General features: G+C 44.2%; 14 protein-coding genes and 1 riboswitch. Of the genes, 10 read left to right on the top strand and 4 right to left on the bottom strand.

Translation table 11 applies throughout. The features are described from left to right. Positions 1 to 216 precede the first annotated feature (216 nt). Entirely contained in the window at positions 217 to 1,758 is a 1,542-nt protein-coding gene (gene adh / locus DVB69_RS08230; protein WP_116018420.1) for an aldehyde dehydrogenase, read from the top strand. Positions 1,759 to 1,782: 24 nt separating this feature from the next. Next, positions 1,783 to 2,139, top strand: a complete 357-nt coding sequence (locus tag DVB69_RS08225) for a DUF779 domain-containing protein (protein WP_116018418.1) — start codon at positions 1,783 to 1,785, stop codon at positions 2,137 to 2,139. Positions 2,140 to 2,189: 50 nt separating this feature from the next. On the opposite strand, the gene DVB69_RS08220 is transcribed toward DVB69_RS08225, so the two are convergent. Continuing rightward, positions 2,190 to 2,582 carry a thiol-disulfide oxidoreductase DCC family protein gene (locus tag DVB69_RS08220; protein WP_116018416.1) on the bottom strand — a complete coding sequence of 131 codons (393 nt, stop codon included), beginning with the start codon at positions 2,580 to 2,582 and terminating at the stop codon, positions 2,190 to 2,192. Between the two features lie 221 nt (positions 2,583 to 2,803). Here DVB69_RS08220 and DVB69_RS08215 point away from each other — a divergent pair, with 221 nt between their 5' ends. Together DVB69_RS08215 and DVB69_RS17685 are read left to right on the top strand one after the other, a co-directional pair. Then, complete coding sequence (locus tag DVB69_RS08215; protein WP_116018414.1) at positions 2,804 to 2,983, top strand: hypothetical protein; 180 nt, start codon at positions 2,804 to 2,806, stop codon at positions 2,981 to 2,983. Between the two features lie 127 nt (positions 2,984 to 3,110). Then, positions 3,111 to 3,440 carry a hypothetical protein gene (locus DVB69_RS17685; protein WP_199562827.1) on the top strand — a complete coding sequence of 110 codons (330 nt, stop codon included), beginning with the start codon at positions 3,111 to 3,113 and terminating at the stop codon, positions 3,438 to 3,440. 59 nt (positions 3,441 to 3,499) lie between these two features. On the opposite strand, the gene metH is transcribed toward DVB69_RS17685, so the two are convergent. Together metH and DVB69_RS08200 are read right to left on the bottom strand one after the other, a co-directional pair. Continuing rightward, positions 3,500 to 6,952 (bottom strand): methionine synthase, encoded by a 3,453-nt coding sequence (metH, locus tag DVB69_RS08205; protein ID WP_116018412.1) that lies wholly within the window; start codon positions 6,950 to 6,952, stop codon positions 3,500 to 3,502. Continuing rightward, a complete protein-coding gene (locus tag DVB69_RS08200) occupies positions 6,933 to 8,792 on the bottom strand; it encodes a bifunctional homocysteine S-methyltransferase/methylenetetrahydrofolate reductase (RefSeq protein ID WP_116018410.1) in 1,860 nt (619 codons plus the stop codon). The genes metH and DVB69_RS08200 overlap by 20 nt, the downstream gene beginning before the upstream one ends. 100 nt (positions 8,793 to 8,892) lie before the next feature. Further along, a riboswitch (SAM riboswitch) is annotated at positions 8,893 to 8,997 on the bottom strand. Between the two features lie 139 nt (positions 8,998 to 9,136). On the opposite strand from DVB69_RS08200, the gene DVB69_RS08195 reads away from it, so the two are divergent. The 3 genes from DVB69_RS08195 to DVB69_RS08185 all read left to right on the top strand — a co-directional run bounded on the left by DVB69_RS08195 (position 9,137) and on the right by DVB69_RS08185 (position 11,874). Further along, complete coding sequence (locus DVB69_RS08195; protein WP_147300768.1) at positions 9,137 to 9,322, top strand: histidine kinase; 186 nt, start codon at positions 9,137 to 9,139, stop codon at positions 9,320 to 9,322. A gap of 124 nt (positions 9,323 to 9,446) precedes the next feature. After that, on the top strand, positions 9,447 to 10,055 hold the full coding sequence (locus DVB69_RS08190; RefSeq protein ID WP_116018406.1) for a biotin transporter BioY: 609 nt from the start codon (positions 9,447 to 9,449) through the stop codon (positions 10,053 to 10,055). 130 nt (positions 10,056 to 10,185) lie between these two features. Beyond that, positions 10,186 to 11,874 carry a hypothetical protein gene (locus DVB69_RS08185; RefSeq protein WP_116018404.1) on the top strand — a complete coding sequence of 563 codons (1,689 nt, stop codon included), beginning with the start codon at positions 10,186 to 10,188 and terminating at the stop codon, positions 11,872 to 11,874. A gap of 85 nt (positions 11,875 to 11,959) precedes the next feature. On the opposite strand, the gene DVB69_RS08180 is transcribed toward DVB69_RS08185, so the two are convergent. Beyond that, positions 11,960 to 12,547, bottom strand: coding sequence for an N-acetyltransferase (locus DVB69_RS08180; RefSeq protein ID WP_116018402.1), 588 nt, complete (start codon positions 12,545 to 12,547; stop codon positions 11,960 to 11,962). A gap of 278 nt (positions 12,548 to 12,825) precedes the next feature. Between DVB69_RS08180 and DVB69_RS08175 the strand changes: the two genes are divergently transcribed. The 3 genes from DVB69_RS08175 to mcsB are packed head-to-tail and all read left to right on the top strand — an operon-like array spanning position 12,826 to position 14,957. Then, on the top strand, positions 12,826 to 13,296 hold the full coding sequence (locus tag DVB69_RS08175; protein ID WP_116018400.1) for a CtsR family transcriptional regulator: 471 nt from the start codon (positions 12,826 to 12,828) through the stop codon (positions 13,294 to 13,296). Positions 13,297 to 13,327: 31 nt separating this feature from the next. Then, complete coding sequence (locus tag DVB69_RS08170; protein ID WP_116018398.1) at positions 13,328 to 13,882, top strand: UvrB/UvrC motif-containing protein; 555 nt, start codon at positions 13,328 to 13,330, stop codon at positions 13,880 to 13,882. Beyond that, a complete protein-coding gene (mcsB, locus tag DVB69_RS08165; protein ID WP_116018396.1) occupies positions 13,872 to 14,957 on the top strand; it encodes a protein-arginine kinase McsB in 1,086 nt (361 codons plus the stop codon). Before DVB69_RS08170 ends, mcsB begins: the two co-directional genes overlap by 11 nt. Positions 14,958 to 14,975: the final 18 nt, after the last annotated feature.

Below are 14,975 nucleotides of genomic sequence, written 5' to 3'. Positions count from 1 at the left end.
TTATTAATTGTTAGAAGCATGAATTCTATAGTAGAATAAAATTGTAATAGTTAGACTAGTCAGATATAGTGGTGGTGAAAGGCAAAATTTTTTTATTTTCAAATGAAAGCGCATACACCATGCATTCTAGAGAACAATCCAACATAGAGTGTTCATGTGTGCAATGTGTACATGCACCAATTTTCTACTAAACTTGCAGAAATGGGAGGAATGGAAATGGTACAACAAGTTGAAAGCTTAGTTTATGCAAACCCTAACACAGAAGGCGCAAAGGTGAATTTCAAGGAACGATACGATAACTTCATAAATGGTAAATGGACAGCACCTGTCAATGGGGAATACTTTGACAACCCGACTCCGGTCACGGGTAAGGTGTTTACTCAAGTTGCACGCTCTACTGCGGAGGACATTGAACTTGCAATAGATGCAGCGCATGCCGCAAAGGATGCATGGGGGACGACTTCTGTAACGGAGCGCTCTAATATTCTTTTGAAGATTGCAGACCGAATTGAAGAAAATCTAGAGATGCTTGCAGTAGCAGAAACGTGGGAGAACGGGAAAGCAGTTAGGGAAACGCTAAATGCAGACTTACCTTTAGCAATTGACCACTTCCGGTATTTCGCATCAGCGATCCGCGCTCAAGAAGGTGGCGTCAGTCAGATTGATAATGATACGGTTGCCTATCATTTTCATGAGCCGATAGGAGTCGTTGGACAAATTATCCCTTGGAACTTCCCAATCCTTATGGCAGTTTGGAAGCTCGCACCTGCACTTGCTGCAGGTAACTGCGTGATTCTAAAACCGGCGGAGCAAACTCCAGCATCAATTTTAGTACTCGTTGAATTGATTGAAGACTTATTGCCAGCAGGCGTATTAAACGTCGTGAATGGATTTGGTCTGGAAGCAGGTAAACCACTTGCGTCCAATCCACGAATCGGAAAGATTGCCTTCACTGGAGAGACGACGACAGGTCGATTGATTATGCAGTACGCATCCCAAAATACCATTCCAGTGACACTAGAACTTGGCGGAAAGTCACCAAATATCTTCTTTGAAGATGTTATGGCAGAAGACGACGACTTCCTTGATAAAGCGGTAGAAGGATTTGTCATGTTTGCATTGAACCAGGGAGAAGTATGTACATGCCCATCACGTGCGCTCATTCAAGAATCCATTTACGAACAATTCATGGAAAAAGCATTGGCGCGTGTGGAAGCTATCAAAGTCGGGAATCCACTCGACCCAACAGTCATGATGGGCGCACAAGCGTCTACAGAGCAGCTTGAGAAGATTTTGTCTTACCTCGACATCGGTAAGCAAGAAGGTGCTGAATGTCTAACAGGCGGCGAACAAAATAAGTTGGAGGGCGACTTGGCAGAAGGGTATTACGTGAAGCCGACCGTCTTCAAAGGCCACAATAAGATGCGGATCTTCCAAGAAGAAATCTTTGGACCCGTTGTTGCAGTTACAACGTTCAAGACAAAAGAAGAAGCACTTGAAATCGCAAATGACACATTGTACGGACTTGGGTCAGGTGTATGGACACGTGATATGAATACGGCGTACCGTTTCGGACGTGGTATAGAAGCGGGCCGCGTATGGACGAATTGTTACCATACTTACCCTGCGCACTCTGCGTTTGGTGGGTATAAAGCATCTGGAATCGGACGCGAAAACCACTTGATGATGCTCGACCATTACCAGCAGACGAAAAATATGCTTGTCAGCTACAGTGAACAGAAGCAAGGATTCTTTTAAGCGAACTAGAGAGGTGAGCAGCAAATGACAGAGCGGGTTATTGCGACAGAAGCAACGTTAGCGCTGATCAATCAACTCGAACAGAAACACGGTCCGTTGATGTTTCACCAATCAGGAGGATGTTGTGACGGCTCATCACCTATGTGTTATCCAGAAGGGGATTTAATTATAGGGGATCAAGATGTGCTTCTTGGATCTATTGGCGGTGTTCCATTCTATATGTTGCGGAGTCAATTTGAGTACTGGAAGCATACTCAGCTGATTATAGATGTTGTGGACGGAAGAGGCGGTATGTTTTCACTTGAAGGAGTCGAAGGCAAAAGGTTCCTTACACGTTCGCGTACGTTTACAAAGGATGAGTTTAAGCAGCTCCTAACTTAACAAAGACGGCACCCGAATCATGGGTGCCGTCTTTGTTTGAGTAAAGGGGATTATAGGAAACGTTTTCGTTCAGAAGTCGTCGGAAGCATACAGGCCTCTTCTTTTTTTCCGAACCACTTGTAGCGATTGCGTGCAAAGAAGTCATAGACGCTATTCCGGATAGGAGATGGCACGATGATGAACAAAAACGTAAGATGCCACAATCCATCAAGCTTCTTTGCAATACGCAGTGCTGCCCCTGATTTCGTATAGGCTTTGCCCTTTTCAATGAGAACTAAACTGTCTACATATTCCGGGACTCCGAAGTCTTTAGATAGTTGCTGACCCGTTTCGCTTTGGAGAGAGGCAAACTGAAAATACTCATACGGATCACGTTTTATAATGAATTGAACACTCGCATCACAAAAGTTGCATTCCCCATCGAATAACACCGTTCGCTTCATGGACGAACCTCCTTAAAATGCTTGGTAATGATACTATAACCGAAAACAAAATGGCTGAAACAATCCAGAGCGTTCGTAATATACATACAATAGATTGAATAGTGTTTTCATTCTAATAATAGTGTGCTAGACTATATGTGAGAAAACGTTGGTTGTTTGACTTCTAAGTGCTTCACCGTTGGTTGTCCCGCCTGTGATTACAATAAGGGAAGGTGATCAAAGTGGAACGTCAAAACATTCATCCAGATGAAATGAACTTACGTAGCGACATGGATTACATCGCGATGCTGCACATGATTGGAGAGGGTGCACCAGACTTTAGTAGAGGTCATGACTATCGTCCAGAACCTCCTTTAGCAATGGGATTCGATGAGCACGAACTCCCTCGAGACTATCAGTAAAAGCCTTCCTGTTGGAAGGCTTTTTGTTTAGTTGAAGAAAAGTCTTTCATCATTTTTACTTTCTTCAAGGCGAGAGCCCGTGCTCTAAACGGTAACTTGCATGTAATGGAGGGAGGAGGTGATGAAGATGATGCAACAAAATCACAATCGCTGCATGGGATCACAACAAATGCCAGCAATGCAACCTTGTAACAATCAGGCACAACCAGTAATCTGCCCGACGCAGTACCGCTTCCACGATACGTTCTCGCCACAAGAGCTACCTGTAGTTCATCCGTTCGTCAACGTAAACCGCCAACATACCGTTCAAATCCCTCGCCATTATTACACAGAAGTGAATGAAACAATGATGGGGCAGACAGTTCAAGGAATGCCTGGTTACGGACCGGGAATGGGGCAATGGGGTTCTCAACGACCTCCGATGGGACCTGGACCAATGCCTTGGGGAAGAAGATAATGTAAGAAAAGACCCTGCAGAGGAGTGAAGCCACTCTACTGCAGGATCTTTTGTGTCCGTTATTCAACGTTGAAGTAACGTGCATCTGGATGAGCAAAGACGATTGCGGACACGGAAGCTTCCGGCTCCATCATGAACTCTTCTGTTAAGTGAACACCAATTTCTTCCGGCTTTAACAACCCGAACAGCTTCGACTGATCTTCTAAATTGGGACATGCAGGATACCCGAAGGAGAATCGCTGTCCTTGGTATTTCGCTGCAAATCGGTCTTTCATCGTAAAATCAGTGGCATCTGGGAATCCCCATTGGTCGCGAATCTCTTGGTGTACACGCTCGGCAAAGCCTTCTGCGAGTTCAAGCGCAGTCGCTTGAAACGCATGACTCTCAAGGAATTTGCCTTCTTCTTTCAACCGTACCGCTTCTGCCCGGACTCCATGACCTGCAGTTACTTGCATAAATGCCACATAATCCATTTCGCCACTATCTACAGGTTTTAAATAGTCAGCCAAGCAAAGGAATGGATCCTGTCGTTGGCGCGGAAATGTAAATCGCTCAATTTCAGTTTTTCCATCTTGTGGATCATAGATGATTACATCATCTCCATCTGCTTGAGCAGGGAAAAACTGATACAGACCTGATGCACTGAGTTTTCCAGCTTCTAAAAATCCAGTGACCATTTCATGCAGTTCAACTGCGCGCGGTTCTTGCTTTTGCAATGTTGAATCCGTAAATCCTCGGAGTCCCAGATGATGTCCAATCAATGTCCTCATGTTGACGTAAGGTGAGAGGTGGGAAATTGAGTAATCCCGTAGCACCCGTTTCCTACAATCATTCGGAACAAAGATAGGAGCATCCGTCCGCACTGTTTTCACTGGACGGGGAGCAACTGCAATTGCGACTCCGCCTTTTTCTGTTGCTTTAGCTGCTTTAATGGCATCATTCGCCACTCGCTTTTCCAGTTGCTGATCAAGTTCGAGAAGTAAAGCATCTTTTTCATTACTCTGCAGTCGATTCGCGAGATCCAATCCTTGCATCGCATCTTTAGCATAGATGACAGGACCATCGTATTCAGGTGCAATTTTCGTATCCGTAAAACGACGCGTGAGTGCAGCACCACCAACCATTACAGGTAAATCGATTCCTGCAGATTTAAAGTCTTGCGCAGTCAAAACCATTTGCTGTGCAGATTTCACAAGTAGCCCGGATAGCCCAATAATATCTGGTTTTTCTGTCCGGATGACTTCAATTAGCTGCGCAGGTGTCACTTTAATACCGATATCCACAACTTTGAAACCATTGTTGCTCAATATGATTTCCACTAGGTTTTTCCCGATATCGTGGACGTCCCCTTTAACAGTCGCGAGTACTATTTTACCTTTACCGTTATCGTTCTCTTTTTTCTCCATGAACTGTTCCAAATAGGACACCGAGGCTTTCATAACTTCTGCACTCTGGAGCACTTCAGCAACAATTAGCTGATTTGTATTGAACAGTCGACCGACTTCTGCCATACCCAGCATAAGGGGGCCGTTAATAATATCGAGAGGTTCATCATACTGGATCATTGCTGCGTCCAAATCCGGAATCAAACCTTCTTTTGTTCCTTCAACGACATAATAGGCAAGACGTTCAGGGACAGTTTTTGGGATATCGTCTTCTGTTTTCTCTTTTTTCTTCCCACGATAAAAATCAGTGAATGTCGCAAGCGTTTCATCGGTTGTTGTAAATAACAACGTATTTGCCATATCGTTTTCTGCTTGAGGGATTGACGCATAGCGCTCTAGCTTTTCTGTATTCACAATCGCGTAATCCAATCCTGCTTGCGTGCAGTGATACAAATAGACAGCATTCAATACTTCACGTCCTACAGGAGGAAGTCCGAATGAAACGTTACTGACACCAAGGACAGTAAGTGCTCGCGGGAGGTATTCTTTTATCAGACGGATACCTTCAATTGTCTCAACAGCGGAGCCGATGTACTGGGCATCGCCTGTTCCAACGGGGAATACAAGTGGATCGAAAATAATGTCCTCGGGCGCAAGTCCCCACTTGTTTGTCAGTAAATCATACGATCGTTTGGCAATTTCCAATTTACGTTCTCGCGTTACAGCCATTCCGATTTCATCAATTGTACCTACAACAACTGCTGCCCCGTACTTCTTCACAATAGGCATTACAGCATCGAAACGTTCTTCGCCATCTTCTAAATTTATGGAGTTAATAATCGCTTTTCCTTGGGAATATTTCAATGCTTCTTCAATCACGTTTTCGTCTGTGGAGTCAATGACGAGTGGCGCTTTTATCTTTTTTACAACTTCTTTCATGAAATCGGTCATGTCCGTCAACTCATCACGATCAGGATTGGCGAGACAAACGTCAATGACATGTGCACCGTTTTTCACTTGTGCCCGGGCGATTTCAGCCGCTTCTTCCACCTTACCATCGACAATAAGCTGTTTAAACTTACGGGACCCAATGACATTGGTACGTTCTCCGATTAAGATAGGGCGCATACTCGAATCGTATAAAAGCGGTTCAATTCCTGAGACAGTATGTCCATGTGTTTCAGTAGGAAGAGGACGTGGAGTTTTCCCAGCTACTGAACGACAGATCGCTTGAATATGAGCAGGTGTCGTCCCGCAACAGCCGCCAACAATATTCAGCCAACCTTTCTCTGCAAACCCTTCTAGTTTTTTGGAAAGTGATTCAGGAGATTCATGATAATGACCTTCCTCGTCTGGTAAACCGGCGTTTGGATAGCAACTGACAAACCCTGTTGCGAGTTCTGACAAAGAACGTAAATGATCTGTCATGAATTCAGGCCCTGTCGCACAATTCAAGCCGACAGATAGTGGTTTAATATGCTCGATAGAAACGTAAAATGCTTCAATACTTTGTCCAGCTAACGTCGTACCCATCGGTTCAATCGTTCCAGATATCATCACTGGGAGTTCCCGTCCAGTTTCTTCAAATGCACGACGAATACCAATCGTACCGGCTTTCACGTTGAGCATGTCTTGACTGGTTTCCATCAATAGAAGATCCGAGCCCCCGTCGATTAACCCCTTCGCCTGCACATAGAAATCGTCTGCCAACTGGTCAAACGTAATTCCACCTGTTACGGACAGTGTTTTAGTCGTCGGACCCATTGCCCCTGCAACGAATCGAGGACGAACAGAAGTAGAAAATTCATTCGCTGCAGCGCGAGCAAGTTCTGCGCCGCGGCGGTTGATCACATCCGCTTCACTACCTAAATCATAATCGTCTAACACGACAGGAGTACCACCGAACGTATTCGTGCAGATGATATCAGCACCAGCCTCTAAGTACTCTCGATGAATCCGAGTCAAAACATCGGGCTTAGTCAGGTTCAAATACTCATTGCAACCTTCATACTCTTCACCGCCAAAGTCAGCCGCCGTTAAATTAGCATTTTGCAACATCGTGCCCATCGCACCGTCCATCACGAGAATGCGTTTCTTTAGTTGTTGTTCAATTTGTGCTTGTGGCATGGTGCACCTCTCTTTCTTTTGCAACGTCAATCTGGTTGATATAATGCACTAGCTCTACAGTCATGTCATACCGTAAAAATGGAGTAATCAAGTAAATTCCATTAAATAATGATGCGGCTGTATCGATAAGTTCTCTAGCAATTTGTACGCCTTCCGCAGTCGATGCTTCTCGATCATCTCCGCATGCTCTCATGCGCTCTAGCACTTCATCAGACAACTTGATGCCGGGTACTTCATGATGCAGGAATTCAGCGTTACGAATATTCGTCAATGGCATGATTCCGATGAAAATTGGAGTATCTAAATGTTTGACAGCTTCATGGATTTCGATAATTTTTTCTTTCGTATAGACCGGTTGTGTGATGAAATAATCAGCACCACACTCGATCTTTTTCTCAAGACGCTTAACGGCACGTTCTACGACTCGGACATTCGGATTGAACGCACCCGCTACTGAAAAGTTCGCCTTTTTTCGTAAAGGACGACCGGAGAACGAAATTCCTTCATTCAGCTTTTTAATGAGCTGGAAGAGCTCGAGGCTAGAGACATCATAAACGTCTGTTGCCCCTGGAAAATCACCGATCTTAGTCGGGTCACCGGTAACAGCTAAAACATCATGTATGCCAAGTGCGTCCAGCCCCATTAAATGAGACTGCAAACCAATCAAATTATGATCCCTACAGGTGATATGAACGAGAGGGCGGACGTCATCTTGATGTTTAACAAGGGATGCCATCGCAAGATTGCTAATCCGTGGCGATGCGAGAGAGTTATCTGCCATGGTCACAGCATGCGCTCCAGCTTCTTGAAGTTGACGGGCTCCTTCGAAATAATTTTCAGTTTCCAAGTGTCGCGGTGTATCTAACTCAACGAGGATTGTGCGCTCTCGTTTAGCCTTTATGTGCAAAGGTTCATAGCGAGTCGGTTCGGCATCCCGTATAACAATCGGCTTATGTGGGACTACAGTTTTTTCGGTAAGGGGGGCAAGATTAGCCAATTGGGATTTCACTGCGACAATGTGTGCAGGGGTTGTTCCGCAACATCCGCCAATCAATCGCACACCTTCATCCCGTAACAAGCGAGCTGCTCGCCCGTAATAGTCGGTTTCAGATACATAGACGATACGTCCATCTTCGACGTCTAGCAAACTCGCATTAGGATACGCAGATAAGAATGCCTTCTTAGGGAGTTCGACTCCTTCAAATGCTTGAATCGTATGGTACGGGCCGAGCCGGCAATTCACACCTACTACGTCTGCGCCTAATGTTTCTAGTTGGTGTAAAGCGTCGTTTAATTGCAATCCATTTTGCAGGACACCAGGTTCGTGCATGGAGACTTGAGCAATTAGTGGAATATCTGTTTGTTTTCGAAGGTGCTTCACAACTGCAGATAGCTCTTCAAAGTCGTAGTATGTTTCCAGTAATAATCCGTCTGGATCACCTGCAAGCAACGGCTCGGCCTGCTGCTGAACAATGGATAGCACTTCATCAATCGTTGCATCGCTTTTACGGATACTCCGGATTCCACCGATTGTACCGAGCACGTATTGGCCACCCGCTGCAGCAGCTCGTTTAGCGATATGAATTCCAGCTTCGTTGAATTCTTTTACCCTATGCTCTAGACCGTAGCGGGCAAGTTTATAAGCGTTAGCACTATAGGTATTGGTTTGGATGATATCCGCGCCTGCATGTATATATTGTTTATGAATCTCTTGAATGACATCCGGCTTTTCTATATTTAATTGCTCATAGCAAAAATCCAGACCCTCCGCATAGAGTAACGTGCCCATTGCACCATCCGCTGTCAGAACTTCTGTTTTTAAACGCTCCAGTAATTTCATTTCCCCATCATCCTTTCTTACGGCAGAGCAATGAAGTAGAGAATAATAAAAAAGCCTTCTAACGTACGAAGAAGGCTTTGTCATCTAAATGATTGTCTCCTCCTCATCTGCCGGACTACAAACATCCGCTGGAAGTAGCACCTGACCGGTTGGCTGGTTGCTGAAGCATCGACGGGCCAGATCCCTACGCTTCTCTGGATAAGAATGACTATTAAGTTGTGTGAATAATTTAACACATCATATCGTTGTTTGAGAGTTCCGTCAATAGGTAATGTCGGAAGTGAGTTGGGAGTTACCTAGTGTATGTGGTAAACTGTAGGAACATGCAAGGAAAGGGGATTGCTATGAGGGCGTTTAAATTTGTTATCCCGATGGTGTTATTAGTCGGTGGAGTTGCCTGGGTTATGCTCAACAAAAACTTTACAGATGTACCGGTTATGAATCGTTTTTATATAACACTTGGCGCAATGGTTTTGAGTGGTGTCATTTCATTTTTTCTATTTCCGAAAAATGAAGGGGAAAGACGATAAACTGACAGAAATCAGCTGTCAGTTTTAAAATTGCTTAAATTTGAGTTAACTATAAGTAAAATCAGGTTGACACATTGAATCATTCCTTTTATCCTATAACTATATAGTAAAAGGAGTGGTACAAATGGGGACAACTGCAACCATGAAACCAAATCGGTCGAAGACGATGATCGGAACGCTTGGACTCGTCTATTCAGCGATGTTTGCTGCGTTGATGATGATCGGAGCGAATATTACATATTTCCTACCAGCTTTATCAGTTAGTGGTGTGCCGATTACATTGCAAACGTTTTTTGCGGTTTTAGCAGGATTGCTGCTTGGAAGCCGATATGGTGCGGTCTCAATGACTGTATATATGGCAATAGGACTTGCAGGTGCACCCGTATTTGCGAAATTTAGTGGAGGTTTCGGTGAAATTGTCAGCCCGTTGTTCGGATTTGTTTTATCATTTATTGTCGTCGCCTACGTTGTGGGGAAGATTGCAGAAAAGAATAGCACTGTTACAGGATTCGTCGTTGCAGCACTTGTCGGGTGCTTCTTCAATTATGTTATCGGGACAAACTGGATGTTTGTTGCATACAAACTATGGGCAGCGGCACCGGATGCGTTTACATATAAAATGGCGTGGATTTGGATGGTGCCACCGTTACCTAAAGACATTATTCTTTCTGTATTTGCAGGAGTATTCGGCCATCGAATGGTACGCATTCTTAGAACGCGTCGCTCTATTTAATAAACCAAGTAGGCTTCTCTTTAAAAGAGTAGCCTGTTTTTCTATGTTTAAACTTATACAGCTGAAACATTTTGCCTATCCTATTCGTATACAAGAGTAAGTACTCAACAAACGGAAGGAAGGCTACTCTATGATTCACTTACTCATATTCTCTCTTATTGCAGGTATCGTGGCATCCTTGCTGTCGGTGCCGCTGTACAAGAAATTCGCTGGCGAAGAAAAAGAAAGCAAATCCGACTTCAGGGCGCCCGCTCTAATCAGTGCTGCTGTAGTGATTTCGATCGGAACAGCTATTTTTTATTACACAACTAATCTGGACCAGCATTGGTCTTCTATATGGGTCCTGTTACTCGCAGCAGCGGTATTAGGAGCTATTTTAGACGGAGGTATTTATCGGAAAGTCAAAATCGTTGTGGCAGTACTCGCAGTGCTCGCGGGTATTTACATCTTATCTGCGCCTCTATTAAATGCGAATACTAAATTCAAAGCAGTTGAAATGGATCAGCAAGTTGAAATCGAGGCATTTGACGAAACTCAGACGCCTGCCAGTGTACCGCCAAAATTTGCGCGCAATAAAATGAAAAAAGCATTCGGGCAAGTTCCGAATACAAGTTATTACGACTTAGGTCATCTACAAATTCAAAAGGTGAAAGATGACTATGTATATATTGCTCCAGTCGAATTCTCTGGGTTTTTCAAATGGTGGAATGGAAAGACAACGCCTGGCTACTTCCGCATGAGTGCAACGGACTCTGCGGATAATCCTAAGTTTGTATCATCGGAGATGGCGTACACAGAGACATCTTACTTCAACAAACAGGTGGACCGTCATATGCGTTTACAATTTCCTGAACTGATTTTTTATGGAGACGTTCAATTGGAAATCGACGACGAAGGCAACCCTCACTACATCCGTTCTTACGGAGAGTTCATCACAGCTCGCAACGGATTTGACGTGAAAGGAATTGTCATGACGGATCCGACGACCGGAGCAGTTGAGAAGTTTGCACTTCGGGATATCCCAGACTATATTGACGGGGCTGTCTCGCCTGAAGCCGTCAGTTTGCAAAACAGCTATTTCGGAAAGTATGTTCATGGCTTCTGGAACTCAATTGTCGGCAAAAAAGATGTCAAACTACCGTCCGATGAAGGAACGGAAGCAAACGTCAGCCCGATTTTTGATGAAAATGGACGTATGTATTATTTCACTGACTTTACAAGTCCGAAAGAAGGCGTAGATTCCATGCTTGGCTATGCGCTGACAGATGGGCGTACTGGCGAAGCAACGTATTACACGGGGGACCTCGAGGAATCATACATGGACTCTCAAGGTGCCTTGCAAATTATCGAAAAGAAGTTCATCGAGAAAAAATGGTCGGGCGAAATGCCTGTCCTTTATAACTTTTATGGGGAAGCAAGCTGGTTGACCCCCGTGCTAGATTCGAATGGTTTCCTGCAAAACTACTTCATTGTATCTGCTGCGAATCCGGAAATATCGGTGTTTGGCAACTCCCCGAATGATGCACTGAAACTGTATAAAACAGCATTGCAACGCGGAGGGAGTTCTGTGAATGGCAGCTCGGAAGCTGAAGAAACGAAGGCGGCGATCACTGTCAAACGTGTCTATAAAGAGCGGGCAGGTGACTATACCTTGGTTTCTGTAAAATCAGAAGACGGCCGGAACTTCCTCGTTTCGTCTGAAACGATTCCGGAAGCGGTTTACATCCAAGATGGTGACAAATTATCGATTACGTATGTAGAAACAGGGGAGCTATTCCTTCCTGTCAAGGAACTCACAAATGTCTCGCTCACAGAATAGTGAGTTAGGTTTAAAAATCATAACAAAAGCGGAAGCCAATTAGATGGCTTCCGCTTTTGTTGTTTTAGTGATGGACGATTGTCAATTAAGCACTCACTGTTACAAAAGGTTTCAGGATATTTGTTTTACCTTCTGTACGGAATGTCAATACTTTTTCTATCGGGTCGTATGATTCACCGTAAAATTCATCATCCTTATACGTATGGATTTCCTCATACGTCATCTTCATAGCATCATATACCGTTTCTTCTTCTGCATCTTCAGGAGACCAGTAAAGGATTTCGAGGTCAGTTTGTTCTCCTGTAGCGAGCGAACGGCGGCTATACCCGATGCGGGATGCATGATGGAAATTTTCACGAGCATAGAACCGTAGCCGTTTTCCAGTGTCCGTATCTTCGTAATTGACCGGTTCCACTTCTAACAAAATGGGCTTACCCTTTTCCTTTAGCTGTGTCAGTAGCTTTTTACCAAGACCTTCACCTCGCGAAGCTGAAGAAACAAACAAATAATCGACAAACACAAACGATTCTGTTTCAACGTACATGAGCACGTGTTTTGGACCTTCGTCTTTGCGATAAACATTATGTTTATCCTTTAATAACGCGTCCATATGCTCTTTTGACTTCATTTCTTCGATCGGAAAGTACTCACTTAGTTTCTCGTACCAATTCATAAATTTAATCTCCTCCGTCGGTATGGGTGTACCCGGAGCTTTTTGTTTGGGGGTCAAACGCAGGGAGAGGAAAAAAGAGGTCAGAAAAAAATCCTCGACTTCATTCTATACCTCTATTATAAACATACTAAACATAAAATGTTCAACTATTTTACTTTTTTCTCCTTTATATAGCCGGTTGGCAAATTTCTTGCGTGCCTATTGTTTAATACGTTACAATTAAGTCAAAGATAGTCAAAGTCAACAATCATGACTGTGCCAATAAAAGAGGTGAGAGGATGCGTAATATTTCCGACATCATAGAAGGGTATTTAAAAACGATTATCGAACATGAGGATAATGGAATCGTGGAAATCAAGCGCAACGAAGTGGCGGAAAAGTTTCAATGTGTTCCTTCGCAGATCAATTATGTCATTAAAACACGCTTCACATTGGAACGGGGCTACGCCGTGGAATCTAAACGTGGGGGCGGGGGGTACATCCGTATTTATCGAGTTCAAACGAATTCGCGTAAGGAATTGTTAGATCACGTATTGGAAAGCGTACAGCAAGGCGCTTCGTACACAATGGCAGAAGATGTGATCTATCGATTGATTGCGGAGCAAGTAATTTCCAAAAGGGAAGCGGGTTTAATGCTTGCGGCTGTTGAGCCGACTGTCCTCAATTATCCGTTACCTGAGCGGGATATAATCCGTGCACGAATCTTGCAGGCAATGTTATTCTCGCTCCTATACGAACAATCGGAGTGACTAGTTATCTAAAACGATGGGGTGGTAATACATGCTTTGTGAAAACTGTAAAGAACGTCAAGCTTCCGTAATCTTAATGCAAGATACACCAACTGGGTCGATTGAGCGGAATTTGTGTGAGAAATGCGCATTTAACTTACAAACGTTTTCAATCAGCCCAAATCAGGAGCCGATGTCCATTCAACAATTTTTGTCTCAATGGCTAAGTGGAAGTGAAGCGCTACAACAGCAAACGCGAGAGGTTCAGACAATGCCTGAATGTCCAGAGTGTGGTCTAACCTTCCATCGTTTTTTAGAAATCGGGAAGTTCGGATGTCCAACATGTTATGAAACGTTCCGTGAGCGACTGCCCAAAGTATTCGGGAAATTGCATAATGGAAATACAATCCACAAAGGTAAAATCCCAGCGTCTTTCAATGAAAAGATGACCATTAAAAAGAAAATCGAAGAGCTTCGAGCCACTATGCAAGAAACGATTCAAGAAGAACAGTTTGAACAGGCTGCTGTGCTGCGAGATGAAATAAAAGACTGGAAGCAGAAACTCGCTAAGGAAATAGAGGAAGGGGGAAGTGCACATGGGGAATAATCGGTTTATGCAGAACGCTGTCACAGGCTGGATGGTGCCCCATGGCGAACATTCCGATATTGTGATGTCGACTCGGATTCGACTGGCCCGTAACATTCGTGAATTTCGTTTCCCTATTGCCTTTTCTGATGAGCAGGCTGAAGAAGTCGGTAAAATTGTTTCAGAAGCATTGCTTAGCACGGATGAAAAAGGGTATTCCTATACGAGAATGAAAGAATTATCTCAACTGGACCGTCAAGTGCTTGTTGAAAAACACTTGATCAGCCCGCAGCTGGCAGATGCTGAGCAATTCGGTTCGGTATTCCTCTCTGAAGATGAAACAATCAGCGTTATGGTCAATGAAGAAGATCACTTACGAATCCAGTGCATTTATCCGGGCTTACAGCTCGAAAGTGCCTATCAAAAGGCAAATGAAACCGATAGTGCACTGGAAAAGAAACTTCCCTATGCATTTGATGAAGAGTTTGGATATCTCACAAGCTGTCCATCGAATACGGGAACAGGAATGCGGGCGTCTGTCATGCTCCATTTACCGGCGCTTACGATTACCCGACAAATTAACCGGATCATCCCAGCGGTTTCACGGCTTGGAATGGTGGTTAGAGGAAGTTATGGGGAAGGCAGTGAAGCACCCGGGAATGTGTACCAAGTATCCAATCAGTTGACGCTCGGTAAATCTGAGAAAGAGATTTTAGCGGAACTTGCAAATATCGTCTCTAGATTAATTGCGCACGAACGCAGGTCCCGTGAATTGCTTCTTGAAAAGTCACGAATTGCACTTGAAAATAAAGTGTTCCGTTCACTTGGAACGATTTCGTATGCGCGGCTGCTCCCTTCCGCAGAAGCGGCACGATGTCTATCAGACGTTCGACTCGGCATAGATCTTGAATTGATTGAAGACGTAGATATGACGATTTTGAATGAGCTGATGATTTTCATGCAGTCGGGGTTTCTTCAACATTATGAAGGAGAAGAGCTTACGTCTGAAGAATTAGATATTAGTCGTGCTAAACTTTTCAGAGAACGGTTGAAAAATGGACCGTCATTAGATGAGAAACAGAAAGACAACACTTGAGCGTCTCTTTTGCGCGCA

The sequence above is a fragment of the Sporosarcina sp. BI001-red genome, assembly GCF_003384035.1.
In the GTDB taxonomy this organism is placed as follows: Bacteria; Bacillota; Bacilli; order Bacillales_A; family Planococcaceae; genus Sporosarcina.
Note: the sequence above shows the minus strand (reverse complement) of the source record. Positions and strands in the feature narration are given on the sequence as shown.